At 63.1% G+C, this 24961-nt stretch carries 23 protein-coding genes; 8 read left to right on the forward strand and 15 right to left on the reverse strand.

Features of this window, described 5'->3' with window-relative positions; translation table 11 throughout:
- Nucleotides 1-82 precede the first annotated feature (82 nt).
- From ACK8CP_RS06245 to lexA, 6 genes are all read left to right on the forward strand, one after another.
- The gene (locus tag ACK8CP_RS06245) at nt 83-703 is read left to right on the forward strand and encodes an anthranilate synthase component II (protein WP_414834199.1); all 621 of its coding nucleotides are present in this window, start codon (nt 83-85) and stop codon (nt 701-703) included.
- Nucleotides 700-1740 (forward strand): anthranilate phosphoribosyltransferase, encoded by a 1041-nt coding sequence (trpD, locus tag ACK8CP_RS06250; RefSeq protein ID WP_414833702.1) that lies wholly within the window; start codon nt 700-702, stop codon nt 1738-1740. Before ACK8CP_RS06245 ends, trpD begins: the two co-directional genes overlap by 4 nt.
- Nucleotides 1737-2549, forward strand: coding sequence for an indole-3-glycerol phosphate synthase TrpC (gene trpC / locus ACK8CP_RS06255; protein ID WP_414833703.1), 813 nt, complete (start codon nt 1737-1739; stop codon nt 2547-2549). Before trpD ends, trpC begins: the two co-directional genes overlap by 4 nt.
- On the forward strand, nt 2546-3028 hold the full coding sequence (gene moaC / locus ACK8CP_RS06260; RefSeq protein ID WP_414833704.1) for a cyclic pyranopterin monophosphate synthase MoaC: 483 nt from the start codon (nt 2546-2548) through the stop codon (nt 3026-3028). The genes trpC and moaC overlap by 4 nt, the downstream gene beginning before the upstream one ends.
- Entirely contained in the window at nt 3025-4230 is a 1206-nt protein-coding gene (glp, locus tag ACK8CP_RS06265; protein WP_414833705.1) for a gephyrin-like molybdotransferase Glp, read from the forward strand. Before moaC ends, glp begins: the two co-directional genes overlap by 4 nt.
- A 101-nt stretch (nt 4231-4331) precedes the next feature.
- Nucleotides 4332-5045, forward strand: a complete 714-nt coding sequence (gene lexA, locus ACK8CP_RS06270; protein WP_414833706.1) for a transcriptional repressor LexA — start codon at nt 4332-4334, stop codon at nt 5043-5045.
- A 28-nt stretch (nt 5046-5073) separates the two neighbouring features.
- Here the strand turns inward: lexA and ACK8CP_RS06275 are convergent, their stop codons facing one another.
- A complete protein-coding gene (locus ACK8CP_RS06275) occupies nt 5074-7278 on the reverse strand; it encodes a ComEC/Rec2 family competence protein (protein WP_414833707.1) in 2205 nt (734 codons plus the stop codon).
- Nucleotides 7279-7375: 97 nt separating this feature from the next.
- On the opposite strand from ACK8CP_RS06275, the gene gltX reads away from it, so the two are divergent.
- Both gltX and gltA read left to right on the forward strand, forming a co-directional pair.
- Nucleotides 7376-8800 (forward strand): glutamate--tRNA ligase, encoded by a 1425-nt coding sequence (gltX, locus tag ACK8CP_RS06280; protein ID WP_414833708.1) that lies wholly within the window; start codon nt 7376-7378, stop codon nt 8798-8800.
- Nucleotides 8801-9000: 200 nt separating this feature from the next.
- Nucleotides 9001-10296: a citrate synthase gene (gene gltA, locus ACK8CP_RS06285; protein ID WP_234627863.1), complete on the forward strand. Its 1296-nt coding sequence runs from the start codon at nt 9001-9003 to the stop codon at nt 10294-10296.
- Nucleotides 10297-10308: 12 nt separating this feature from the next.
- Here gltA and lpxB read toward each other — a convergent pair whose 3' ends face one another.
- From lpxB to ACK8CP_RS06355, 14 genes are all read right to left on the reverse strand, one after another.
- Nucleotides 10309-11502 (reverse strand): lipid-A-disaccharide synthase, encoded by a 1194-nt coding sequence (gene lpxB / locus ACK8CP_RS06290; RefSeq protein ID WP_414833709.1) that lies wholly within the window; start codon nt 11500-11502, stop codon nt 10309-10311.
- Nucleotides 11499-12338 (reverse strand): LpxI family protein, encoded by an 840-nt coding sequence (locus tag ACK8CP_RS06295; RefSeq protein ID WP_414834200.1) that lies wholly within the window; start codon nt 12336-12338, stop codon nt 11499-11501. The genes lpxB and ACK8CP_RS06295 overlap by 4 nt, the downstream gene beginning before the upstream one ends.
- Nucleotides 12339-12349: 11 nt before the next feature.
- Nucleotides 12350-13150 (reverse strand): acyl-ACP--UDP-N-acetylglucosamine O-acyltransferase, encoded by an 801-nt coding sequence (gene lpxA, locus ACK8CP_RS06300; RefSeq protein WP_128293960.1) that lies wholly within the window; start codon nt 13148-13150, stop codon nt 12350-12352.
- Nucleotides 13151-13153: 3 nt separating this feature from the next.
- The gene (gene fabZ, locus ACK8CP_RS06305; RefSeq protein ID WP_128293959.1) at nt 13154-13612 is read right to left on the reverse strand and encodes a 3-hydroxyacyl-ACP dehydratase FabZ; all 459 of its coding nucleotides are present in this window, start codon (nt 13610-13612) and stop codon (nt 13154-13156) included.
- Between the two features lie 37 nt (nt 13613-13649).
- Nucleotides 13650-14705 carry a UDP-3-O-(3-hydroxymyristoyl)glucosamine N-acyltransferase gene (gene lpxD / locus ACK8CP_RS06310; RefSeq protein WP_414833710.1) on the reverse strand — a complete coding sequence of 352 codons (1056 nt, stop codon included), beginning with the start codon at nt 14703-14705 and terminating at the stop codon, nt 13650-13652.
- Nucleotides 14706-14745: 40 nt separating this feature from the next.
- Nucleotides 14746-17109 (reverse strand): outer membrane protein assembly factor BamA, encoded by a 2364-nt coding sequence (gene bamA, locus ACK8CP_RS06315; RefSeq protein WP_414833711.1) that lies wholly within the window; start codon nt 17107-17109, stop codon nt 14746-14748.
- Nucleotides 17110-17268: 159 nt separating this feature from the next.
- Nucleotides 17269-18402 (reverse strand): RIP metalloprotease RseP, encoded by a 1134-nt coding sequence (gene rseP, locus ACK8CP_RS06320; protein ID WP_234627858.1) that lies wholly within the window; start codon nt 18400-18402, stop codon nt 17269-17271.
- Between the two features lie 70 nt (nt 18403-18472).
- A complete protein-coding gene (gene dxr / locus ACK8CP_RS06325; protein ID WP_414833712.1) occupies nt 18473-19654 on the reverse strand; it encodes a 1-deoxy-D-xylulose-5-phosphate reductoisomerase in 1182 nt (393 codons plus the stop codon).
- A gap of 1 nt (nt 19655) precedes the next feature.
- Nucleotides 19656-20540 carry a phosphatidate cytidylyltransferase gene (locus tag ACK8CP_RS06330; RefSeq protein WP_414833713.1) on the reverse strand — a complete coding sequence of 295 codons (885 nt, stop codon included), beginning with the start codon at nt 20538-20540 and terminating at the stop codon, nt 19656-19658.
- The gene (locus ACK8CP_RS06335) at nt 20533-21288 is read right to left on the reverse strand and encodes an isoprenyl transferase (RefSeq protein ID WP_092812578.1); all 756 of its coding nucleotides are present in this window, start codon (nt 21286-21288) and stop codon (nt 20533-20535) included. Before ACK8CP_RS06335 ends, ACK8CP_RS06330 begins: the two co-directional genes overlap by 8 nt.
- 149 nt (nt 21289-21437) lie before the next feature.
- Complete coding sequence (gene frr / locus ACK8CP_RS06340) at nt 21438-21998, reverse strand: ribosome recycling factor (RefSeq protein WP_092812581.1); 561 nt, start codon at nt 21996-21998, stop codon at nt 21438-21440.
- Entirely contained in the window at nt 21995-22744 is a 750-nt protein-coding gene (gene pyrH, locus ACK8CP_RS06345) for a UMP kinase (protein WP_092812801.1), read from the reverse strand. The genes frr and pyrH overlap by 4 nt, the downstream gene beginning before the upstream one ends.
- Before the next feature lie 86 nt (nt 22745-22830).
- Entirely contained in the window at nt 22831-23757 is a 927-nt protein-coding gene (gene tsf / locus ACK8CP_RS06350) for a translation elongation factor Ts (RefSeq protein ID WP_092812584.1), read from the reverse strand.
- 31 nt (nt 23758-23788) lie between these two features.
- A complete protein-coding gene (locus ACK8CP_RS06355) occupies nt 23789-24874 on the reverse strand; it encodes a 30S ribosomal protein S2 (protein ID WP_414833714.1) in 1086 nt (361 codons plus the stop codon).
- Nucleotides 24875-24961 lie beyond the last annotated feature (87 nt).

Genomic DNA, 24961 nt, shown 5'->3' on the forward strand with positions numbered 1-24961 from the left:
GCATCCGTGCGGCGCGGCGTTTCTTGACCGCCGCGCCCTCCCCGCCTAATCCGTGCAGATGACAGACAAACGCGAGCCGCCCATGCTCATCGTCATCGACAACTACGATTCTTTCACCTGGAATCTCGTGCATTACCTTGGCGAACTCGGCGCCGAGACAAAGGTTCTGCGCAATGACGAATGGTCGACGGAAGATGTGCTCGCGGCAAAGCCCGAAGGCATCATTCTGTCCCCCGGCCCATGCACCCCGAACGAAGCCGGCATTTCGCTGGACTTGATCAAAAAGGCGAACGGCCAGATGCCGATCTTCGGCGTGTGCCTCGGCCATCAGGCGATCGGTCAGGCCTATGGCGGCGAAGTGGTGCGCGCACCGTCTCTCATGCATGGAAAGCTGTCCCTCATCGAGCATGAGGGCGCGGGCGTCTTTCACGGCATCAACGGACCGTTCCAGGCGACCCGCTATCACTCTCTCACCATCTTGCCGGAGAGTATGCCGGAGAGCCTCGAGGTGACGGCGCATACGGCCGATGGCGTGATCATGGGCGTGCAGCACCGGTCTCATCCGGTCTACGGGGTGCAGTTTCACCCCGAGAGCATCGCCTCCGAACACGGTCATCGCATCCTGGACAATTTCCTGAAGCTCGCCGCAAGCTTCCGTCAGACGACGGGCGCGGCAGAGGCCAGCCCCAAGGTGCTCTCATGAGCGATCTCAAGCCGCTGATTGCCAAGCTGGCCAATCGTGAAAGCCTGACCGAAGCCGAAGCGCAGCAGGCCTTCGACGTGATGATGTCGGGCGAAGCGACGCCGACGCAGATCGGTGCCGTCTTGATGGGCCTCAGAGTGCGCGGTGAAACGATCGAGGAGATCGCCGGCGCCGTCACATCGATGCGCTCTCGCATGACGCCGGTCGAGGCTCCGGAAGGCGCCATCGATATCGTCGGCACGGGCGGCGATGCCTCCGGCACGTACAACATCTCGACAGGTGCAGCGCTCGTCGTTGCGGGTGTCGGCGTTCCTGTCGCCAAGCACGGCAACCGCGCCCTTTCCTCCCGCTCGGGTGCCGCCGACTGCCTCACGGCACTCGGCGTCAATGTCGATCTCAAGCCCGAGGGGATCGCACGCTGTATCCGCGAGGCCGGCATCGGCTTCATGTTCGCGCCGAACCATCATGCCGCCATGCGCCATGTCGGTCCTTCTCGTGTCGAAATCGGCACTCGGACGATCTTCAACATCCTCGGCCCACTCGCAAATCCGGCCAAGGTGAAGCGCTATATGCTCGGGGTTTACTCTAAGGAATGGGTCGAACCCATTGCTAACGCGCTAAAAAATCTCGGAGCGGAAACGGCATGGGTGGTGCACGGCACCTACGGCGATGCCGGCGGCATCGACGAGGTGTCGACCACCGGACGCACCTATGTCGCGGAGCTCAAGGAAGGGCATGTCCGCACCTTCGAGGTCCATCCGCAGGATTTCGATGTCAAAGAAGCGCTGCCGGAGCATCTGAAAGGCGGCACGGCGGAGGAAAACGCGGCCGCCCTGCGCGGTCTTCTCGACGGTAAGCTCGGTCCTTACCGCGATGTGGTCGTCGCCAATGCGGCGGCCGCTTTGATCGTCGCCGGCAAGTCCGAGCTCGTCGAGGAAGCCGCCGATATGGCCGAGGAATCGATCGATTCCGGCAAGGCAAAAGCCGCGCTCGAAGCGCTCCTGCGTGTCTCCAACGAAGCGGCCCCAGCCTCGTGAACGACATCCTCAAGAAAATCGAAGCCTACAAGCAGCAAGAGATCGAAGCCGCGGAGGCTGCCATCCCGCTTCAGGAGCTCAAAGCCCGCCTCGCCGATCAGGAAGCGCCGCGCGGTTTTCTGGCCGCTCTGCGTCGCAAGGCAGAGGCGGACCAGCCCGGCCTCATCGCCGAGATCAAAAAAGCGAGTCCGTCAAAGGGATTGATCAGGCCGGATTTCAATCCGCCTGAACTTGCACAAGCCTATCAGGACGGCGGCGCCGCCTGTCTTTCCGTTCTGACCGATGCCCCGTCCTTCCAGGGGGCGCCAGAATTCCTGACCTCGGCACGCGCGGCCGTCTCCCTGCCGGCGTTGCGCAAGGACTTCATGTTCACGCCCTATCAGGTGGCTGAGGCACGCGCCTGGGGGGCCGACTGCATCTTGATCATCATGGCTGCGGTCTCCGACGATGAAGCAAAATCCCTCGAAGACAGCGCCTTCGAATATGGCATGGATGTGCTTATCGAAGTCCATAACGAGCCGGAGCTCGAGCGCGCGCTCACCCTCGCTTCGCCAATGATCGGGATCAACAACCGGGATCTGCGCAGCTTTCACACCGATCTGGCGACCTCCGAACGGCTTGCGAAACTGATTCCGGAAGATCGGCTAATTGTCGGAGAAAGCGGTATTTTTTCGCCCGCTGATATCGCTCGCCTGAAAGCCTGCCGCATCCACGCCTTCCTCGTCGGCGAAAGCCTGATGCGCTCCGACGACGTGGCCGAGGCAACCCGTCGGCTCCTCGCCTCACCGGCTCCGCAGGCCACCGGATGAAAGATCACCTCACCCATCTTTCTGAAGATGGGCGCGCGGAAATGGTCGATGTCGGAGACAAGGCGGTGACGACGCGCATCGCCGTCGCGAGCGGAAGCGTTCGCATGGCGTCGGAGACGCTGCGCCTCATTCGCGAGGGGGACATGAAGAAGGGCGACGTCATCGCGACCGCGCGCATTGCCGGCGTGATGGCGGCCAAGCGCACTTCCGATCTCATCCCGCTCTGTCATCCTCTGGCTTTGTCGAAGATCGCCGTCGATATTCTGCCCGACGAGAAGCTTCCCGGGCTCCGCGTTCGGGCGATGGCACGTGTGAATGCCAAGACGGGGGTCGAAATGGAAGCGCTCACAGCGGTTTCCGTCGCCTGTCTCACCATCTACGACATGGCGAAGGCCGTCGACCGGGCCATGACGATTGGCGATATTCGCCTGGAGGAGAAGAGCGGCGGCGTTTCCGGCGATTGGCGTTCCGACCCATGAGCCTGATTTCCGTCGAGGATGCCGTTGCCCGTATGCTCAAAGGCGTCACGCGCCTCGGGGAAGAGAGTGTCCCCCTGACGGAAGCACGCGGCCGGGTGCTTGCGCGCGATCTTGCAGCGAGACGTAACCAACCGCCGTTCCGTGCGTCTGCGATGGATGGCTATGCCGTACGCGCTGAGGATACGCCCTCAGGCGCATGGCTGCGCCAGATCGGCGAAGCACGCGCGGGCTACCATTTTGCCGGGATGCTCGGGACGGGCGAGACGGTTCGCATCTTCACGGGAGCGCCTGTCCCCGACGGGGCCGATGCCATCCTCATTCAGGAAAACGCCCGCGCCGACGGCGACCGCATCGAGGTTCTGGAGCCTGTGGCGTCAGGCCGACACATACGCGCCGCGGCCTTCGACTTCCGGGAGGGCGAGACGCTTCTTCATGCCGGACGCCGGATCGGAACGCGCGAAACTGCGCTTGCCGCAGCGATGAACCATGCAATCGTTCCGGTACGCCAGAGGCCAATCGTGGCCATCCTTTCGACCGGCGACGAACTCGTCGAGCCCGGAGAAGAGCCAGGCCCAGATCAGATCGTCTCTTCGAACGGCGCGGCGATTGCCTCGATGGTTGCGGCCTGTGGCGGTCTCGCACGGGATCTCGGCGTCGCCGTCGACGACAAACAGGCGATTGCCAATGCTGCAGCAGGCGCGGCGGATGCCGATATCCTGGTGGTGATCGGCGGCGCCTCGGTCGGCGACCACGATCTCGTCCAGCCGGCGCTCGCCGAACAAGGTCTCAAGGTCGATTTCTGGCGGGTCGCCATGCGGCCGGGCAAACCGGTCATGTTCGGTACGCTCGGGCGCACCCGGGTGCTCGGCCTGCCCGGAAACCCCGTCTCCGCCCTCATTTGCGCACTCGTCTTTCTGAAGCCTCTTATCGGGGCGATGCAGGGCGCCGAAGGCAGCGAGCCAACGCGCCTGTTGCCGCTTGCAGCAGCGTTGCCCGAGGTCGGCAACCGCCAGCAATATCTGCGGGCGCGCTTCGTCGAATGGCAGGGACGGACAGCCGTCACGGTCGCTGACGAGCAGGATTCGTCTCTTCTTGCGACGCTTGCCCGTTCGGACGCCCTCATCATTCGCCCTCCCTTTGCTCCGGCGGCCCGGACGGGCGATGTGGTTGCCGTCATCGATCTCGCGCAAGCCCTCTCGTAAACCCGCGCGCGGCCCCCAAGGCTTGTGGAACACGCCATGAACAGGTAGTGTGCGTTCGTGATTTGTACACGAGACGCGACTCGCATCGCGAGGGGACGGCAATGCTGACAAAGAAGCAGCTCGAGCTTCTGCTCTTCATCAATGAAAGACTGAAGGAATCGGGCGTGCCGCCCTCGTTCGACGAGATGAAGGACGCGCTCGATCTGAAGTCGAAATCCGGAATTCATCGCCTCATCACCGCCCTGGAGGAGCGTGGCTTCATCAAGCGGCTGCCGAATCGGGCACGCGCGCTGGAAGTTCTGCGCCTTCCCGACGCGGTCAATCCGAGTTTCGGGCGACCGCAGCAGCGTGGCTTCACGCCGAGCGTGATCGAAGGCCGGCTCGGCAAGGCGCCACAACCCGTTGAGGAAGAAGCGTTCGAAGAGAGTGAGCGAGGCGCGAGCGTCCCGGTCATGGGGCGGATTGCAGCCGGCGTTCCGATCTCCGCCATTCAGAACCAGAGCCATTCCATCGTCGTGCCGCCGGACCTCCTTTCGAAGGGCGAGCATTTCGCGCTCGAGGTGCGCGGCGATTCCATGATCGAGGCCGGCATTCTCGACGGGGACACCGTGGTCATCCGTCGTCAGGACAGTGCCGACAGCGGAGATGTGGTGGTGGCGCTGATCGACGACGAAGAGGCGACCTTGAAGCGTCTGCGCCGCAAAGGTGCATCGATTGCGCTCGAGGCTGCCAATCCCGCCTACGAGACCCGCATCTTCGGTCCGGACAGGGTCCGCATCCAGGGTCGCCTCGTGGGGCTTTTGCGCCGCTACTGAGCGCTTCTCAGCCTTTCTGGCCTCGACGTCATCTGAGTGCCGGCGACCCCTGCCACGGTCGCCGGATGGATGGGCGTGATGTGCGAAGTTCAAGGTGCGGAGCTACACCGTCCGGGTGTTTGCTCTCCATAAAAAGCGCGTGCGCTCCATGGGTGGCGAGCGCGGAGCGGTCGATGACGATGCGCGCCGCGCAATCTCTCGGCGCGCGCAGTTGCGTGACGATAATCTCGGCGCGGCGGCAATCTTCCGAAAAGGCCACCGGATCGGTGACGCGCGAGAGGGTCAGTCCTTCGGGCATCTCCAGAACGCAGGCTTCGGCGTCGCAACGAAAGCCTGACGTTCCCGCGGCTTCCGCCTCCGGCTCGCCCTCGCGCCAGACATCGTCAAGGAAAGAGCCTTGCCGCGCGCCAACGATTTGGAGGTGTCCGGCGACGTCACGGGCAGCAACCGCCCTCCCCGCCTCATCCACCAGAAGGTCGGGCCTGGCGCCGAGAAGCCACGCAAGCAGCGCCCCCAGCAAGAGTGGCGCGACGCCGTAGAGGCGCAGCTGCGATCGCCAGAGGCTGAGCCACAGAAGCCCGCCGCACATCAGAATGAGCGCGATCGCGGGAAACGGCGGGACGATAACGGTGGCGCCCGACAATGACGCTACGAAATGCGCCGAAGCGAGGACGAGATCGATGCCCCAGGCCATGACGGTCAACGGCACGGTTTCCAGACCGAACGGCATCGCAATCAGGCTGATGAGCCCCGCCGGCATCACGATGAGCGAGACGAGCGGCATCGCAATGAGATTGCCGAGGAGCGAGTAGGACGCGAGCCGTCCGAAATGGAAAGCCGCGAACGGCGATGTGGCCAGACCGGCGACGAGCGTGGTCAAGCCGACGGCACCGATCGCCACGACAGGCCTGCGGAGAAGTCGCATGAGCCCGCGGGCGGGTTCAGCAAGATCCTGGCGCGGACGGTCGCGCCAGGCTTCCCAGGCCGCCACCAAGGCGGCGACGGCCAGAAAGGACATCTGGAAGCCCGGTTCGAGCACACTCTCAGGCTGGAGCGCGACGACCACGAAAGCTGCAATCGCGAGGTTGCGCAGCGAGAGAGCAGGACGATCCAGAAAGACGGCCGTCAGCATGACCGCAAGCATCACGAAGGCGCGGATCGTCGCCACGTTGCCGCCGGAGATCGACAAATAGAAGGCGCCGACTGCGAGCGCGACGGCCGCTGCGATTTTTCGAATCGGGAGAACGAGCGCCATATGTTCCGACAACGCCAGCACCGCACGCACGAGCCAGAAGGCCGTGCCGGCGATCAGCATCATATGCAGGCCCGAAATCGCAAGAATATGCGCAAGACCCGCGATCCGCAGAGCGTCGACGTCCGCATCCGCGATCTTGCCGCGATCGCCGACGAGAAGCGCTGCCGCGATCGCAGCGGGCGGGCCTGCCACCGCGTCGGTGATCCGCTCTGCGATCGCTCGGCGGATGGCCGCAATCGCCAGGAACAGATGGACGCCGCTCGGTGGTTCGACGACCGTCAGAGTGCCGAAGACAAAACCGGATGCGCCGATCCCATCGAAAAACGCCGCCCGAGCAGGATCGTAGCCCCCGGGGATCGCCGGGCCCGGCAGCGGTGCCAGCCGCGCCGCCCCCTTCACCGTTGCACCGGTTGGCGGCAGATCGGTGCGCAAGGTAAGCCGGACCCTGTGTGGCGTCTCTTCGGCAGAAAGACGCTCAATGCGCACCTGGTCGAGGACCACCCGCGGCGTTCGTTCAGCGCGGGTTTCGACAGCCACCACTCGGCCGGTCACTTCACTGCTCAACGGATGTTCGAGCACCGGCGCGCGAAGGCTTTCAACGCGAAGCTTGCCTGCGGACATCCCGGCCAGAAAACAGGCGAGGAACACCAACGGATAGGCGCCACCACCGCGCCACCACGCGAGGCATGCGGCACCCGCCGCAGCCAAGGCTGCGGGCAGAAGCGCGGAAAGCAAAGGCTCGCGCGGCAAAATGAAATAGGCGGCCGCGCCACAAGAAAAGCCGACAGCCAGGAAGAGAAAGCCGCGCCGCTCCTCGAAATCGCGGGCAGCCTGTGCTCTGAGATGCGCGGTGTGAGACGCCACGCCGTAGCCGAAGCGCCTGAGCCGGCCAGGCGGCAAGAAGCCTTCGATACGGCGATCGTCCTGCGAAGGCCGCTCCCCATCCGCCGCGCTTGACTGTCCGCCGCTCGGTTCCATGCTTGCAAGCACCCGGCGCTGTGGCTAGACCGAGCCCATCTTACACGCGGGCCGGGCATCCACCAATCGCCCCGCCCTTTTGCCAGCCAAAACCACCATGTCATCTCATCCGATTACCCGCTTTGCTCCCTCGCCAACCGGCTTTTTGCACATTGGCGGCGCACGCACGGCGCTCTTCAACTGGCTCTATGCGCGGGGCCGCGGCGGTAAAATGCTGCTCAGGATCGAGGACACCGATCGCCAGCGCTCGACCGATGCTGCCATTGCGGCCATCCTGGACGGGCTCTCCTGGCTCGGCCTCGATTGGGACGGTGAACCGATCTCACAATTTGCCCGCATGGACCGCCATGCAGAGGTGGCCTGGCAGCTCGTTGAGAGCGGCCATGCCTATCGCTGCTATGCCTCCCAGGAAGAGCTGGCGGAGATGCGCGAGACGGCACGCGCCGAGGGGCGCCCTCCCCGCTATGATGGGCGCTGGCGCGACCGCGATCCGTCCGAAGCGCCGGAAGGCATCAAGCCGGTCATCCGCATCAAGGCTCCGCAGGACGGAGAGACGGTCATCGAGGATCACGTTCAGGGCCGCGTCACGTTCCCGAACCGCGACCTCGACGATTTCATCATCCTGCGCTCGGACGGAACGCCCACCTACATGCTGGCCGTCGTCGTCGACGATCACGATATGGGCGTCACGCACGTCATTCGCGGCGACGATCATCTCACCAATGCCGCCAGACAGGGCATCATCTACGAAGCGCTCGGATGGCAGGTGCCGCAATGGGCGCATATCCCGCTCATTCACGGTCCGGACGGCGCCAAACTCTCCAAACGTCATGGGGCGCTCGGCGTCGAAGCGTATCGGGCGATGGGCTACCTGCCTGAGGCGCTCCGCAACTATCTCGCACGCCTCGGCTGGGGCCATGGCGACGAGGAGATCTTCTCCTCCGAGCAGGCGACGGAATGGTTCGATCTCGACGCGATCGGCAAGGGCGCGGCGCGCTTCGACTTCGTCAAACTGCAAAATCTGAACGGGCATTATATCCGCCAGGCGGACGACGAGCGACTCGTCGCCGATATGCTCAAGATTCTCCCGGAGATGGAGACGCCGCCGGCATTTCCCGCAGAGTTGAGTGCGGCGCAGCGTTCGCAGCTCATGCAACTCATGCCGGGTCTCAAAGAGCGTGCGAAGACGCTGGTCGAACTGGCCAACAACGCGGCCTTCCTGTTTGCGGCGCGGCCATTGACGCTCGACACCAAGGCAGAAGGCCTTCTCGACGACGATGCTCGCCGTCGCCTCGGTCTTCTGCGCGATGCCCTCGGCCATTGCGCATGGGAGACCGAGCCCCTGGAAGAAGCGGTCCGCACTCTCGCAGAATCGGAGGGCGTCAAGCTCGGCAAGCTCGCACAGCCGCTGCGCGCCGCACTGACAGGTTCGACGTCCTCGCCGGGGATTTTCGACGTGATGCTTGCCCTTGGACGCGACGAGACGCTCGCCCGCATCGGCGATCAGGCGAGCGCTGCGTAAGCTTCCGGTGGGGCGCTGCCGTGTCAGGCAACGCCCTGCCCTTCACGTAAGCTCAGCGCCCGCTCTCATCTTGCGGTGCAGCGCAAAAGCCGATAGCACTCGGACAGCTAAACATCCACGACGCGGACTCTTCCGGGGGGAGGCGCAGCCCAAGTTGCGCGTGCTGGAGTCTCGTGTCGATCCACAAAGGGGTGAAGTGTATGAGCGACTCCAAGGCGACCTTGAGCATCGGTAATGAGAACTGGGACTTCCCGGTTCGCGAGGGAGTAATCGGGCCATCGGTCGTCGACATCTCATCGTTGTATCGAGAAACTGGGCGGTTCACCTACGATCCTGGTTTTACCTCAACGGCCGCCTGCGAATCTGAAATCACCTACATCGACGGTGACGAAGGCACCCTTCTTTACCGCGGCTACCCGATCGAGCAGCTTGCCGAACACGGCGATTTTCTCGAAACCTGCTACCTGCTTCTCTACGGTGAATTGCCGACGAAGGAGCAGAAAGCGGACTTCGACTACCGGGTCACGCACCACACGATGGTGCATGAGCAGATGTCGCGCGCCTTCCAGGGTTTCCGCCGCGACGCACATCCGATGGCGATCATGGTGGCCATGGTCGGTGCAATGTCGGCCTTCTATCACGACTCCACCGATATCGCCGATCCGTATCAGCGCATGGTCGCGTCGTTGCGGATGATCGCCAAGGTGCCGACCATCGCGGCGATGGCCTACAAATATCATATCGGCCAGCCGTTCGTTTATCCGAAGAACGACCTCGATTACGCGTCGAACTTCCTCCGGATGTGCTTCGCGGTTCCCTGCCAGGAATACGAGGTCGACCCGATCCTGTCGCGCGCCATGGACCGGATCTTCATCCTCCACGCCGATCACGAGCAGAACGCATCCACCTCGACGGTCCGCCTTGCCGGCTCCTCGGGCGCCAATCCGTTCGCCTGCATCGCTGCGGGCATTGCCTGCCTTTGGGGCCCGGCGCATGGCGGCGCCAATGAGGCCGCCCTCAACATGCTGCAGGAGATCGGCACGCCGGAGCGGATTCCGGAGTTCGTGGGGCGTGCGAAGGACAAGAACGACCCATTCCGGCTCATGGGCTTCGGGCACCGGGTTTACAAAAACTACGACCCGCGCGCGCGCATCATGCAGCGCACCTGCCACGAGGTTCTCGAAGAAATCGGCGTCAAGGACGATCCGCTTCTGAATGTGGCCATGGAGCTCGAACGCGTCGCACTGACCGACGAGTATTTCCTGGAAAAGAAGCTCTACCCGAACATCGACTTCTATTCGGGCATCACGCTGAAGGCGCTCGGCTTCCCGACGACGATGTTCACGGTCCTTTTTGCCGTCGCTCGCACCGTCGGCTGGATCGCCCAGTGGAAGGAGATGATCGAGGATCCGAGCCAGCGCATCGGCCGTCCGCGTCAGCTCTACACGGGCTCGCCCAAGCGCGATTACGTCAATCTGTCCGACCGGACAGCCTGAGGCCTCCTCGCCTCACTGCGAAATGCTGGAAGGGCGGCCACTGGCCGCCTTTCCTTTTTGCGCATAGTCGAGAACGATGTCCGCCGCTCGCTCGCTCGGCGTCTGGCCATCCGGCGTTTCCATCAGCGCATCGAGGCGCGCGAAACCGGACATCTGCGCCTCGCGTGCCGGCCCCTCTTCCAACAGCGCAAGAATCTCTCGGGCGAGCACCTCGGGAGACCCGGCGTCGTCCAGGAACTCAGGCACCGTATTGTCGCCGAGCACGAGATTGGCGAGCACGATCGAGTGCACGTTCAAAAGCCATTTGAGGCTGCGCGCCAGCCATTCCACACGGTAGGCGACAACCATCGGCACTTTGGCGAGCGCAAGCTCGAGTGTCACAGTTCCAGACGCCGCGAGCGCGGCGCTCGCCTGTCGGAAGGCCGCGAGCTTTGCCTCTTCGCCGACGACCAGGTCCACCTTCACAGGCCAATCCGCCACGCGCCTTTCGATCTCCGGCCGCAAATGGGTGACGGCCGGTAACACGAAACGCACATCGGGCTTTGACTGCGCGATCAGGCGCGCCGTTTCACCGAACGGCTCCATCAGCCGCTTCACTTCGCTGAGACGGCTGCCCGGCAGAATGAGAACGTGCGGTTCGGCATCGAGGCCGGCCCTTTCTCCAGACGCCGGGCGAAGTTTCTCACGGTTCTCGATCAACGGGTGGCCGACATAGGTGCAAGGTGGCCCGCCCAAACGTTTATGGACCTCCGGCTCGAACGGCAGCAGGGCCATCACGTGATCGATGTAACGCGCCATCTTGCGCGCCCGCCCCTTCCGCCAGGCCCAGACGGAGGGTGATACGTAATTGACGATCGGAAGATCGGGCAGCTGCCGCGCAACACGCTTTGCGACGCTTTGCGTAAAACCGGGGCTGTCGATGATGACGAGGACGTCCGGCCGCTCCGCCACGATATGAGCGGCGGTTTCGCGGATACGCCCGATGATGCGCGGGAGGCGTGCAACGACCGCGGCAAAGCCCATCACGGCCACATCATCGAGCGGGAACAGGCTCTCGACGCCAGCCTCCGTCATGCGCTCGCCCGCGACCCCGAAAAACACCGTCTCGGGATGCCGGGAGCGGATCTCTTTCAGAAGAGCGGCGCCGAGATGATCGCCCGAAGCTTCACCGACGACGAGGGCGATGCGAATCGGACGCGCGGTCATGGGCGTCGGCGAATGCCGTAGAGAAAGAGCCTGGCTGCACGAAAGGCCGCGAACGTCTCATCGCGGCCAACGAGCATGGTGCGGCCCGCCTCGCATGCGATTCCGTCAAGGCCCGCCTCACGAGCCATTTCCACTGTCTCCGGGCCTATGGTCGGGATATCGAGTCTCGGGTCCTGGCTCGGCTTCATGCATTTCACGAGAATCCCGCCATGCCTCGGGATGCGCTTCGTCAGGCGCATCTCCCGCACGCGTGACAAGAGGCCGTTGGTGCCTTCCGCACCTTCGAGCGCCACCACGCGGCGCCCGCATGCGACCGCCGCCTGCCCGATATCGAGATCGCCGATCATGCGCGCGGCCTCTGCAGCCTTGGCAAGCTCATCGGTATCGAGCGGCACCCTTCCCTCGACGAGAAGACCGGGCGGGCAGGCAAGTTCAGGTGCAACTGAAAGGGGATCGAGAAGCTCTACGCCGTACTCCTCGAAGATGCCGGCTGCAGATTTGAGCGCGCTGTCATCGCCGGAGCGAATGGCACTTATGATGCGCGGCATCAGCCGCAAAGCGCCGAAATCTGGACGGATGTCCTTGATCTCCGGCCGCTTCACAGCACCGACCATCACCACCTCTTTGCAATCGTGCTCCTTCAGCAACCGCTCCAGCCGGCCAATCTCGCCCCACCGGATGCGGAAAACCGGGAAGCCGGTCGTCTTGCGCTCTTCAGCATCTCCGGCAAGGGCAAAGATCAGCGGCTGACGCCCTGCGCGCGCGGCCGCCTGCGCCACCAAGTTGGGAAGTCCCCCGCCGCCGGCGAGGATACCAAGCGGGCCGCCCTTGGACATCTCCACCACGTTCAGACCTCACGGCCTCCGCGCGGCGTGCAGATGGCGCGGCTTCCGCCCTCCTCGATGAACGAGACGATCTTCTGGACATTGGCATCGTCGGCGAATTCCTGCGCCACATCACGCAGGCGCTCGTGCAGCGTACCTTCCTGCGCGAACAGGAGCCGGTAGGCCCGCCGCAAGGAATGAATGGCCTCACGCTCGTAACCGCGCCGCTTCAGGCCAACGATATTCAGCCCTCCGAGATTGGCGCGATTGCCGATGGCGGAGCCGAAGGGGATCACGTCGTTCTCGACTGCCGACATTCCTCCGACAAAGGCATGCTCGCCGACACGCACGAACTGGTGCAGAGCCGCGCCGCCGCCGATGATGGCGAAATCAGCAATCGAGATATGCCCGCCGAGGAGCACATTGTTCACCAGGATTACGTCGTTGCCGATGATGCAATCATGGGCGACATGCGCTCCGACGAGAAGCAGGCAGCGATCGCCGATGCGCGTGACGAGCCCCCCACCCTCCGTCCCGGGATTGATCGTCACGTGCTCGCGAATAACGCAATGCGCACCGATCTCTAGCCGGCTTTCTTCACCCTGGAATTTCTTGTCCTGCGGCGGCATGCCGACCGACGCAAAGGGAAAGATTGTGGTGCATTCGCCGATCGTCGTCGCACCGTCGACGACGACATGCGAGCGCAGCGCGACACCGGAACGGAGTTCGACCCCGGCCCCGACTACGCAGAACGGACCGACTTCGACGTCTTCAGCGAGCTTCGCGCCGTCGGCGACGATCGCGCTTGGATGGATGGAAGCCACGCGCTACTCGTCCAGGACCATGGCGCTCACTTGCGCCTCGGCCACCTTCTTGCCCGCCACTTCCGCAACGGCCGCGTATTTCCAGATCGTACCGCGGCGCTTCAGCTTGTTGACGTGATACTCGACCGTGTCGCCCGGCGTGACAGGGTGGCGGAACTTCGCTTTGTCGATGGTCATGAAGAAGACGCGCTTCGGCGCCTTCGTCTCTGAAGAGAGAACACAAAGGGCTGCCGCGGTCTGCGCCATGCCTTCGATCAGGAGCACGCCCGGCATGATCGGATATCCGGGGAAATGCCCCTGGAAATGCGGCTCGTTCATCGTAACGTTCTTGATGCCGACACCCGATTCATCGCCACGAATGTCGCGAATTCGATCGACCATGAGAAACGGGTAGCGATGCGGCAAGGCCTGCAGAATCCCGTGGATGTCTGTCGCCTCCAACTGCGTCGGCATCTCGTTCATTATCTTCTCCGATTACGGCACCCTCTGTCCGGCACCGTCAGTCTTTGTCCAGCCCCAATTCACGCCGAGCGATGCGGCGCAGAATCGTCACCTCACGGAACCAGTCTTTGACCGGTTGCGCAGGAACCCCCCCAAAACGCGCGCCCGGAGGAACGTCGCCATGGACGACGCTCACGGAGGCGATCTGCGCCCCATCGCCGATCGTGACATGGCCGTTTATGCCGGTTTTTCCGCCGATCGCAACAAAGTCTCCAATCCGGGCAGAGCCGGAAATCCCGACCTGGGCGACAATGACGCAGTGCCGCCCGATTTCGACATTGTGGCCGATCTGAACCTGATTATCGATCTTGGTGCCTTCGCCGATCACCGTGTCGCGGTTCGCACCACGGTCTATGGTGGTCGCCGCGCCGATCTCGACGTCATCCTGGATGATCACACGCCCGATCTGCGCAACCTTCATATGGCCACCGGCGCCCATGGCGAAACCGAAGCCATCCTGGCCGACCTGGACGCCCGGATAGAGACGCACGCGATTGCCGAGAAGCGCATGCTGCACGGTCGCGTTCGGACCGATGATGCAGTCGCGTCCGATGGCCACATCATGAGCCAAGACGGAACCCGCCCCGATGACGGTGCCACTGCCGACTTCGACGTTGGGGCCGACAATCGCACCGACTTCCACCCGCACGCCTTCTTCAAGACGTGCAGTGGGATGAACGGTGCCGGCAATAAGCGGCTCATCGGATGTACTGGCGAAATTTTTGGGCGCGACCGCCTCGGGAAAAGCGGTGGCCAGAATGCGCGCATAAGCGCGGTAAGGCTCACCGGTTTCGAGGACCGCGACACCTTCGGGCACCTTGCTGGAATAGCGCGGCGCGCAGAGGCAGGCGGTCGCATGCGTCCCGTCCAGATGGCGCACATATTTCGGATTGTCGAGAAAGGTCAGGTCCCCTCTCCCGGCTATCTCGATTGGTGCAAAACCGGTGATCTCTGACTCCGGATCGCCACGCAACAGCGTGGCGCCGGAAAGCTCTGCCACGTCACCGAGGCGGAGCGGCCCGAAGGGCGGAAAGAAGCGCGTGCGATCTGTCATGGTCAAAAAAGGTTAGGCCGGCACGAGGCCGGCCTTGGGATCAGAATTTGGTGCCGCCGCCGATGCGGAAGAACTGCGTCTCGTCGTAGTCTTCCTTGCTCAGCACATAAGCGAAGTCGGCGCGGATCGGACCAAGCGGAGAGGCCCAGAGAAGCGAGGCGCCGACCGATGAGCGGATGCCATTTTCATCGACGACATCGATACCCGGAACGTCGGCTTCGCTGATGTCGGTGCCCCAGGCCGTGCCTGCATCGGCAAAGAGAGCCGCCCGCAGCCCAAGTTCACGCGGCAGAGCCGGGAACGGGAAGACGACTTCAGCGGTGGCCGCTGCGAAGTACTTCGCACCGAGAGCATCGTGATCATCAGAGGCGATATCGCGAGGACCGATACCGGAGGATTCGAAGCCGCGGATGGTCTCGCCGCCCTTATAGAAGGCGTCGAGCAACCGCACGTCCTCGCCGAGGCCCGTGATGTTGCCACCCTGAACGCGCAGCATACCGATGACTTCCTGGTCGACCAGAAGCTCGCGATAGAGAGAGGCCGAAGCGGTCGTGCGCACGAAGCTCACGTCGCCACCGACGCCGGCGATTTCCTGGGTCAGCTTGCCATACATGCCGTCACGCGGATCGAGGCGGTTGTCGAGCGTGTCGTAGATCATGCTCCACACCGCGGAGGACACCAGCGTGTCGCCCTCGGCCAGACACACGGCCTTCGAGGAACTCGTGCACTCGGAAATCGGATCCGTGTCGATATCGAAGTTCGGAACGTCGATCTCCTGCTGCTCGATCTTGTAGCCAAGCTGGACGGTGAAGTCCTCGGTGATCGGGAAGCCGAAGGTGATGCCGCCACCCGTCGTGGTGTAGTCGTACGAGCGGTAGTCGTTGTCCTCGTAGTCCTTGCGATAGACGTTGAAGCCAGCGGAAACGCGCCGTCCGAGGAAGTACGGGTCGGTGAACGCGAATTCGTAGGTCTTGGAAGACTCGCCAGCGCCGACCGCCGCACGGACGAAATAGCCGCGACCCAGGAAGTTGCGCTCGGTCAGCGAAATGTCGCCAAGGATGCCGTCGCTCGTGGAATAGCCGGCACCGAAGGAGAGCTCGCCGGTCGCCTTTTCCTGAACCTCGACCGTCACGATGACCCGGTCAGGCGCGCTGCCCGGCTGTGCTCCGACAGAAACCTTGTCGAAGTAGTTGAGGTTGCGCAGGCGACGCTCGGCCCGGTCGATGAGAACGCGGTTGTAGGCGTCGCCCTCGGAGATATCGAACTCGCGGCGGATGACGTAATCGCGGGTGCGGTCGTTCCCAGAGATTTCGATGCGCTCGATATAAGCGCGAGGCCCCTCGTCGACGATATAGGTGATGCCGATCGTATGGTTGACCGGATCGCGATCGACACGCGGCCGCACCTGGGCAAACGCATAGCCCGAGCTGGCGAGTTCGATGGTGATCGCCTCCATCGACTTCTCGACCTTCTCGCTCGAATAGACATCGCCCTCGTCGGTGGAAACCAGACGCATAAGAGACTGCGGATCGATACCCGGGATGATGCTGTCGACCTGGATCTGGCCGAACCGGTATTCCGGGCCCTCATCCATCGTGAAGGTCACGAAGAAAGCATTCCGCTCGCGGTCGAGATCGGCGACGGACGAGACGAGCTGATAATCGGCGAAGCCACGGTTGAGGTAGAAGCGACGCAGCCGCTCCTCATCCGAAGACAGACGATCGGGATCATACGTGTCGCCAGAGCGCAGGAAGCTGAGAAGACCACTCTCGCGCGTCTGAACGACGTTGCGCAGACGCCCGTCGCTGTAATGCTGATTGCCGATGAAGGTGATGCGGGACACGCCCGTCTTCGGGCCTTCCGAAACCTCATAGACGAGGTTGACGCGATTCTCCGGCAGGTCGATGACCTTCGGCGTCACGGAGCCCTGGAAACGACCAGACCGGCGATAGAGCTCAAGGATGCGCTGAACATCGTTCTGCACCTTGGCGCGCGTGAACACGCCGCGCGGCTGGGAGCTCACGACGCCCTTCAGCTGGTCGTCCTTGAACTTCTTGTTACCCTCGAAATTGATGCGGTTGATGATCGGATTCTCTTCAACGCTCACCACCAGGGTGCTGCCGCGCTGATTGATCTGAACATCGGAGAACAGCCCCGTCTCGAACAGCGCCTTCAGCGATTCGTCGACGTCTTTCGCCGAGAAGCTGCGACCTGGCTTGACGAGAAGGTAGGCGCGAATGGTGTCAGCATCGACACGCTGATTTCCATTCACTGCAACAGAGCTGACGACAGCAGCTTCAGCCTGAGAGACGAAGCCGGGACCGGAGACAAGCCCCGTCGCCATGATCGTCAGTGCGGCGAAAACTGCGCCGCGGATGAAGCCCGCTAAGGATCTATGTTTCATGTGCCGTTTTGCCCGGTCTCTTGTCTGCGGAGCCGCCCAGATACGCGTGAAGGGCCGCGGATTGTGCCGTTCGTATCGCAGGGATACCGGCGCGAAGCAACTGGCAACCCAAGCGATACGGCCGTTTTTGATGGTCAAGTGGCCATTCGGCAACGGCGCTCAAATCCCGGTCATCCTTACGATATCGTTAAAGGTGACGAAGACGAAAAGCATGATGACCAGCGCGAAGCCGATGCGGAAACCCATCTCCTGGGCTCGTGGCCCGAGCGGCCGACCGCGTATCGCCTCGATCAGGTAGAACACGAGATGCCCACCATCGAGCATCGGAACGGGGAAAAGGTTCAACAGACCGATCGAGACGGAGAGAATCGCGGCGAGATGAACGAGCCCCGGGACACCGCCCGATTCGGCCACCACGCCAGAGACCTGCGCCACGCGCAGCGGACCGCTCAGCTGGTCGGCGTTTTCACGCCCCCTGAAGATGCGACCCACATAGGTCAGCGTGCGTTCGACCACGACATAGGTTTCCCGCATGCCCTCGCCGATTGCACCGATCGGGCCAAACCGCTCCAGCTTGACATCGGCCGCCCGGGAGACGCCCAAAACGCCGATGCGTTGCGTCCCACCGAGCCCGTCGGGAATTTCCTGACGCTGCGGAGTGGCGGTCAGTTCGATCTCACGCCCATCGCGCTCGACCGTGAAATGAAGCGTCTCGCCCGAGGCGAGCGCGACAACCCGCTGAACGTCCGTGAAGGTCTCAACATGGCTTCCGTCAATCGCGACAATCGTGTCGCCGGGCTCGAAGCCTGCCTCTTCCGCGGCGCTGCCAGGATTGACGATCTCCACCAGAGGCGTCGTCACCGGCTTGCCGATCGTGCCGAAAACGGCCGCGAAGAGAACGACGGCGAGAATGAAATTCGCAAATGGCCCGGCAAACACGACGGCCGCACGCTGCCAGACCGGCTTGAAATGGAACAGGCCCGCGCGTTCTTCGGGCGTCGTCGCAGCCAAGACCTCAGGATCCGGGAAGCTCGCGTCGTTCTCGTCGCCGACGAACTTCACATAGCCGCCCAATGGAATCGCGCTCACCCGCCAGCGTGTGCCGTGTCGATCATCGAAACCGAAGAGCTCGCGCCCGAAGCCGATGGAGAATGTGGAGATTTCTACCCCGCACCAGCGCGCGACGAGAAAATGCCCGAGCTCATGGATGAACACGACGACCGTCAGCACGACGAGCGCCGGCACGACGTAGAAGAAAGCGACCTCACCAGCCGAACTCAGGGTTTCTAGCATGTGTGTGCTTCCTCCTTATCCGTGTCGTTGATCGGCATTCGCCTCGTCTGACGCGCCGTTCGTTGCGGGCTCAGGCCGCCAGCAGACGCCCGGCCGCGAGATCGCGCGCCTGGCCGTCGAGAACGAGTGCCGCCTCGACCGTCGCGGGCTCGTGTAGCAACCCCGCCTTGTCGGCCTCTTCCAGCACGCGCTCGACGAGCTGCGGGATCGTCATGAACCCAATGCGCCGATCGAGAAAGGCCGCAACGGCAATTTCGTTGGCCGCATTCAACACAGTGGGCGCGCCGCGGCCTGCGACCATGGCCTCGCGGGCGATCCTCAGTGCGGGAAAGCGCTCCGAATCGGGCTTTTCAAAGGAGAGCGTCCCGACCTCGGCGAGATCGAGATGGCTTGTCGCCCGCTCTGCCCTGTCCGGCCAGTTGAGACAGTAGTCGATCGGGCGCCGCATGTCGGGCGCGCCAAGCTCTCCATGCCACGAACCGTCGCGGAAGACGACGAAGGCGTGAACCTTCGATTGCGGATGAATGAGAACGCCGAGCTGCTCCGGCGGGAAGCCAAAGAGATGCCGTGCCTCGATCAATTCCAGCCCCTTGTTCATCAAGGTCGCCGAATCGACGGTGATTTTCGGCCCCATCGACCAGGTCGGATGATGCAGAGCTTCGTCGACGGTCACCTTGGCGAGCTCGTCGGCGCTCTTGGCACGGAACGGCCCGCCCGAAGCGGTCAGGACGAGCCGATCGACCGACGCCGGATCGACGTCGACCAGCAACTGAAAAATGGCGTTGTGTTCCGAATCGACCGGCAGGATGCGCACACCCTTTTCGCGCGCCAGCGCCATGAACGACGAGCCGGCGCAGATGAGGCATTCCTTGTTGGCGAGGGCAATATCGTTGCCGGCGCGAATCGCCGCCGCCGTGGGCGCGACACCAGCCGCACCAACAATCGCGGACAGAACCCGATCGGCAGGCTCGGCCGCCGCCTCGCAGACGGCGTCATCACCGGCCGACACTCTGATTCCGGACCCGTCCAGCGCCTCTTTCAAACGGCCATAACGGCTCTTGTCGCGGATGACGGCGCTTTCGGCTTTGACGCGACGGGCGACATCCGCAAGCTCGTCGACCTTCGTCCCCGCGGTCACCGCACGCACCTTGAACGCCGGGCCGCCCTCGCGCGCGAGATCGCGCTCCATGAGGTCCACAGTGCTCTTTCCGATGGAACCTGTGGCGCCGAGAATGGTGACGATACGTGCCATTTTACTGTGTCCAATCAGGGATGGGGGCGGCAAAACCGCTGAGCGCCAGAAGGACGGCGACGACGGCCGCCGCATAAAGCCCATCGATCCGGTCCATCAGACCACCGTGCCCCGGGATAAGACGGCCGGAATCCTTGGCGCCGAACCGACGTTTCATCGCCGATTCCCCGAGGTCTCCAAGCTGCGCCGCGACCGACAGGATCAATGCGGCACCGATCGCGGACGCCCATCGAGATTCCGTGAAGACCGCGAACAAAATTCCCACGACTAACGCGCCGGCCGCGCCGGTCGCAGCGCCCGACCAGGTCTTCGACGGCGAGACGCGCGGCCAGAGCTTCTTCCCGCCGATGGCGCGCCCACCAAAATAAGCCGCGATATCCGTGACCCAGACGACGAACAGCAAGAAGAAGAGCACGAGGCGGCCCGTCTCGGCATCAGCGCGCAAAGCCAAGAGGGCCACGCTCGGAATGCCGGCATAGAGAACGCCAAGCGCGAGCCAAAGCGGCCGCCGGTCGCGCGCGCCGGCGCTTTGGCCGCTCGCCACGCCTTGATCGAACAGAACCGTCCCCGAGGCGACGAGCGGGACCGCCACGAGCGGCAGCAGCAGAAGCAGGATCCCACCGCCCGGCAAGCCACCGAAGGTCACGAGCAGCGCGAAGGCGAGAAGCAGCCCCTCACCGATCCGCCAGGCCTGAGGCTGCTCGCATTCGCTCATGCGCGTCCATTCGTAGAAGACGAGGAGCGCCAGAACGAGAACGAGAAGAAGAAAGGCAACGCCGCCAAACCAGGTCGGCAGGATCGCGAGCGGCAGCAGGATCGCCGCGGAGACCACGCGCGTCGGAAGATCGCTCTTGTCGAATGAAAAAATGCCCCTGCCCTCAGACACCTGTCAGCCCTCCAAAACGGCGATCGCGACTGTGAAACTCAGCGATTGCAGCGTCGAATTCGTTCTCGTCGAAATCCGGCCAATAGACAGGAAGAAAGACGAATTCCGTGTAAGCGAGCTGCCAGAGAAGAAAATTGCTGATCCGCGCTTCGCCGGATGTGCGGATCAGAAGATCCGGATCTGAGATGCCGGCCGTATCGAGATGTTCGGCAAAAACGCGCTCTGAGAAGTCCGCCGGATCGATCTCGCCACGAACCATTTTCTCGCCGATCCGCCGCATGGCGCGCACCAGTTCGTCGCGACCGCCATAATTGAAGGCGACCTGCAGCACGAGACCCTCATTGCCACGGGTCTCCGTTTCGGCCTTCTCGACGAGAGCGGCAATATCCTTCGGCACCCCCTCACGGCGGCCGATGACGCGGATGCGCACGCCGTTCTTTTTCAGTTCGGCAAGATCGTTACGAATGAAGAAGCGCAGAAGATTGAAAAGGTCGTTGATCTCGCTGCGCGGTCGCGACCAGTTTTCAGAGGAGAATGTGAAGAGGGTCAGAACCCGTACACCGCGATCGCCCGCGTGGCGCACTGTCCGGCGAACGGATTCGACCCCGCGGCGATGACCTTCGATTCGGGGCAGGCCACGGGCGCTTGCCCAACGGCCGTTGCCATCCATGATGATGGCAACGTGCGCGGGAATTTCCCCGCCGGACCGCGCGCGCGGCACCGGATCGATCTGCGCTAGTGTGCCCATGCCTCTGTGCCGCCTGCGTGCTCGCGCTCCAGTTGCGCCAATCATAAGCGGAAAACGTAAAGCCAGTGCCCCTACCGGCTGAACGAGTGCTATCGCGAGAGGCTAACGCAACCAGAGGTCCGGTGGCCAGCGCGAAGGCGCAACCGTCTTTAGACCTGCATAATCTCCTTTTCCTTATGGCCGAGCATGTCGTCAATTGCGGCAATATGCTCGTCCGTAAGGGACTGGATCCGGTCAGAATGACCCCGGCTCTCGTCCTGGCTGATCTCTCCGTCCTTTTCGGACTTCTTCAGTGCCTCCATGCCGTCACGGCGCACATGGCGGACGGCCACACGCGCGTTCTCGGCATATTTGTGGGCCACCTTCACCATCTCCTGCCGACGCTCGGCGTTGAGCTCGGGGATCGGGATTCGCAGAAGAGTGCCTTCCATGATCGGGTTGAGGCCGAGATTGGAATCCCGAATTGCTCTATCAACTGCGCCGACAAGCGATTGGTCCCACACCTGCACCGAAAGCATGCGCGATTCAGGGACGCTCACCGTGCCGACCTGCGAAATCGGCATCTGCGAGCCGTAAGCACTCACCGTGATCGGATCGAGAAGGTTCGGAGAAGCCCGGCCGGTGCGCAGACCCGCAAGCTCGGTGCGCAACACGGAGACGGCTCCGTCCATCCGTCTTTTGATGTCCTTGAAATCGACGCCTTCACTCATGGTTTTCCCCGGATTTCGTTTTTGCGGTCGCCGGAAATGAGGGTTCCGACGGCCTCCCCAGCGACGATGCGGGCGAGCGCCCCCGGCTGGTGAATGTTGAATACAATTATCGGCAAGCTATTGTCGCGAGCAAGCGAGAAAGCCGCCGTATCCATGATCTGGAGATCCTTGGCGATGACCTCTTGATAGCTGACCGTCTCGTAGAGGGTCGCGGTCGGATCCAGACGCGGATCAGCCGAATAGACACCGTCGACCTGGGTTCCCTTGAGAAGCGCATCGCACTCAAGTTCAAGTGCTCTCAGCGCCGCACCGGAATCCGTCGTAAAGAAGGGATTGCCGGTCCCGCCCGCAAGCACGACCACGCGCCGCTCGTCCATATGCCACGCGGCACGCCGATGCACGTAGGTCTCGCAGACGGAGGGCATTTCGATCGCCGACATGGCGCGGGCCGACACGCCCAAGCGCTCGATCGCCGCTTCGACGGCGAGCGCATTCATCACCGTCGCGAGCATGCCCATATGGTCGCCCGTGACGCGGTCTCCGCCGCGTGCGGCAATCGCCACTCCGCGGAAGATGTTGCCGCCGCCGATGACGATCGCAAGCTCAGTGCCAGCGTTGTGGACGGCAACGATTTCCGTTGCGAAGGCGCGGACGACGTTGTCGTCGATCCCGAAGGGCTGATTGCCCATCAGGGCTTCGCCGGAAAGCTTGAGAAGAATTCTTTTGGGGCGCGGACGTTCGCTCATAAATGCCTGCATTCCTTACTCGGTTTGCGGCCCGACACGTTCGCGCCCCTGTCTCTTTGCGCCGCGCGAAGAGTGCGCGGGTCTATTCAGCGGCTGCCGGCAGCAGCGGCAACTTCGGCGGCAAAGTCTTCTTCTTCGCGCTCTACGCCCTCACCCAGGCGGAAGCAAACGAAGTTGGTCAGAGCAATCGCAGCGCCAGCGTCTTTCTCGGCATCGGCAATCGCCTGCTCGACCGACTTGTCCGGGTCGATGACGAAAGCCTGCTTCAAAAGCACCGATTCCTCGTAGAACTTGCGCATCCGGCCGTCGACCATCTTCTCGATGATGTTGGCCGGCTTGCCGGATTCGCGTGCCTGCTCGGCAAAGACCGCGCGTTCACGCGCAACCACGTCCGCATCAAGCCCATCGACATCGACGGAAAGCGGGCTCGCGGCCGCGATATGCATCGCGATCTGGCGGCCGAGAGCCGCAAGCTTTTCCTTGTCGCCGTTCGACTGCAGCGCGACCAGGACACCGATCTTGCCAAGGCCCGGCGCGGAAGCTGCGTGCACGTAGGTGGCAACAACACCCGGATTGGCCTCAAGCACCGCCGAGCGACGCAGCACCATGTTCTCGCCGATCGTGGCGACGGCATCCGTCAAGGCGCCTTCAACGCTCTTGCCGGCACCTGCCATGTCGGCGGCCTTGACCGCGGCGACAGAGCCGTCCGTGGAGAGGGCCGCTTCCGCGACCTTCAACACGAGCGCCTGGAATTGATCGTTGCGGGCAACGAAGTCGGTCTCGGAGTTCACCTCGACGATGGCGGCCTTGCCGTCCGCCTCGGCGATGCCGATGAGGCCTTCAGCGGCAACGCGGCCCGCCTTCTTGGCAGCCTTCGCGAGACCTTTCGCACGCAGCCAGTCGACGGCGGCATCCATGTCGCCATCCGCCTCCTGCAGTGCCGTCTTGCAGTCCATCATGCCGGCGCCGGTCTTGTCGCGCAGCTCCTTGACCATCTGGGCCGTTACAGCCATCGATCATGTCCTCTCTTGCGTGTGCGCAGCCTTAGGCTGCGGCTTCCTGTTCTTTCACCAGCGCGGTCGCCTGCGCGATCCAGTCCTCGCGCTCAACACGGCCAGCGGATCCGAGCGCCGCGTCGAGACGTTCCGTGTCCGCCTGATCGAGACCGGCGATCTGGGAGTAACGGGTCACACCGAGCTGGTTCAGCTTCTGCTCCAAAACGGGGCCGATACCGTTGATCTTCTTCAGATCGTCAGCGTCGCCTTCCGGGCGCGCAAACAACGGCTCGACGTCCCCGGCCTTGTCCGACGACGCAGCGTTGTCGGCCTGCGCATTCGCTTCCGGATTGGCAGTCTCGGGCGTCTCGCCGCCGAAGCTTGCATCCTCGAGCGCGACCTCGCTCACCTCTTCAGAGGCACCGATGTCGACACCCATGTCGCCCTGGCCGCGCGAAATGCCGTCGAGGACTGCACGCGTGACGAGATCACAGTAAAGGGCAAGCGCGCGACCCGCGTCGTCGTTGCCCGGGATCGGGTAGGAAATGCCTTGGGGGTCGCTGTTGCTGTCGACGACGGCAGCGACCGGAATGTTGAGGCGGCGCGCCTCAGCGACGGCAATCGATTCCTTGTTCGTGTCGATGACGAAAAGGAGATCCGGAATGCCGCCCATGTCTTTGATGCCGCCAAGCGCGCGCTCAAGCTTGTCGCGTTCGCGCGTCAGCGACAGACGCTCTTTCTTGGTGAGGCCCTGGACGCCTTCCTCGAGCATCCCTTCCAGCGTCTTCAGCCGCTGAATGGAATTGGAGATCGTCTTCCAGTTGGTGAGCATGCCGCCGAGCCAACGGGAGTTGACGTAATACTGGGCGCAACGCCGTGCCGAATCGGCCACGACCTCAGACGCCTGCCGCTTCGTGCCGACGAACAGCACGCGACCGCCCTGCGCGACCACATCGCTCACGGCCTGCAGCGCGCGATAGAACATCGGCACCGTCTGGGCGAGGTCGATGATGTGGATATTGTTGCGCTCACCAAAGATGTACGGAGCCATCTTCGGGTTCCAGCGGTGAGATTGATGACCGAAATGAACGCCAGCCTCGAGCAGCTGGCGCATAGAAATATCAGGAAGCGCCATTTTTCGTCTCCGGTTGTACCTCCGCAGGGACGGACGGCAGACCGCCACCGGATGCCTCTAAAGCAAATACCCTGCGTGTGTGATGGC

Origin of the sequence: Afifella sp. YEN Y35, assembly GCF_047553465.1 — a bacterium.
Classification (GTDB): Bacteria; Pseudomonadota; Alphaproteobacteria; order Rhizobiales; family Afifellaceae; genus Afifella; species Afifella aestuarii.